Below are 1625 nucleotides of genomic sequence, written 5' to 3' on the forward strand. Positions count from 1 at the left end.
GCGTGGGTCATCTCGATCCAACGTTTTTGTTTGGCGATCTCGGCATCACGAAAGGCGGCATCGGGGTGGGTGAAGTCGGGCGAACAGCAGAGCATGGGGATGCTCATGCCCAGGTCTTCGACTTGCTTTCGCAGCACGGGCCAATTCGCGGGATCGGCCAGCTCCAAAAACCCGGCGTAAAATTCCAGACCGTCGATGTCCAATGTCGTTGCCAGCTCGAACCACTCCGCCAGTGTCATCGAGCCGTCTTTGCAAAGCGCCTGCATGTAGGCTTTGGGGAATGCGGCAAGTTTCGGCATAATGGATCTCAGACGGGTTTCAACACAGATTTGACGACTTCGCCCTGGTGCATCTTTTCAAACGCTTCGTGCCACTGATCGATCGGCCAGACGCCGCCGATGATCGGTCGGACGTCCAATTGGCCGCTGGTCAGCAGGGCCAGCACCCGTTCCCAAATCGGCCAGTTGTGACTGAAGCTGCCTTGCAACGTGACATTTTTTTGAACCAACGGATCCAGATTGAAGCCCAACGGTTGCGGCCCCCAGCCGACCTTGCTGATCCAGCCGGCCGGTCGAACCACATCGATCGCAATCTTCAGCGTCGCACTGGCGCCGGCCGCATCGATCACGCCATCGCAACCCAAGCCGTCGCGCTGACGTGCCCATTGGCTCGCATCGCCGACGATGCCTTCACACCCATAATGCTGTTGGGCGATTTCCAGTCGCCGCCGATCCGATTCCAAACCGACCAGGGCAACTTCGGCACCGCACAGACGAGCCATCGCGGCGCACAGGATGCCGATGGTTCCCGGCCCCAGCACGATCACCCGATCACCGGGTTCGATCCGTGCGTTTCGAACGACAGCGTTGTAGGCCACACAGCAGGGCTCGGTCAAACAAGCGTGTTCGAATGCCAGGGAATCCGGCACGTTGTGCAGGATCCGAGCGGGGACGCGAACGTACTTCGTCATCGCGCCATCGACACCGTACCCAAACCCCTTGCGGGTCGGATCCAGGTTGTACAACCCACGGCGGGTCATCGGGTTTTGCTGGTCGATGATCGCCGCGGTTTCGCTGACGACTCGATCACCTTCTTTCCAGCCCTCGACCGCTGATCCGAGTTCGGCGATGTGTCCGCCGAATTCATGGCCCAGCACGACGGGATAGTTGACCGGCCAGGAATGATTGGCGGTCCACTGGTGCAGGTCGCTGCCGCAGACGCCGACGTTGGCGACTTCCAGCAAAACGTCCTCGGGGCCGATCGACGGTCGGTCAATCTCCCTCAATTCCACCGATTCCGGTTCGGGGGCGAAATTAACGACGGCGGCTGATTTCATGTTTGTACTTTTCTGAAGTGGGATAGCCTTCCAGGCGGTCGGGATCGAGATGACGAGCCGGGAAGCCTATTGCACGGTTTGTGCGTGGACGGCGTCGCAAATCAATTTCAGCGAAGCTTCCAGATCCCCGTCGGCCGTTTTGAAGGCATCGGCGTCGATCGTCAGCGGGGCACCCAAGACGACCAGTGGCGCCCCGTACTTGGGACATTCGATGGCTTGTTCGAGTGACAGTCCGCCGACGGCCTGGACGGGAATCTTGACCGCGCCGACCACCTCACGAAGCTGGTCC

1 protein-coding gene and 2 pseudogenes are annotated in these 1625 nt (G+C 60.1%); all 3 read right to left on the reverse strand.

The genetic code is table 11. The annotated features are described in order from the left end of the window. Window positions 1–299 (reverse strand): annotated as a pseudogene (locus ABX749_RS32115) (sugar phosphate isomerase/epimerase); the annotation flags it as partial. A gap of 8 nt (window positions 300–307) precedes the next feature. Then, the gene (locus tag ABX749_RS32120) at window positions 308–1336 is read right to left on the reverse strand and encodes a zinc-binding dehydrogenase (RefSeq protein ID WP_145221564.1); all 1029 of its coding nucleotides are present in this window, start codon (window positions 1334–1336) and stop codon (window positions 308–310) included. Between the two features lie 66 nt (window positions 1337–1402). Further along, window positions 1403–1625 (reverse strand): annotated as a pseudogene (locus ABX749_RS32125) (D-arabino 3-hexulose 6-phosphate aldehyde lyase); the annotation flags it as partial.

Origin of the sequence: Stieleria sp., assembly GCF_041595215.1 — a bacterium.
GTDB lineage: Bacteria > Planctomycetota > Planctomycetia > Pirellulales > Pirellulaceae > Stieleria > Stieleria magnilauensis.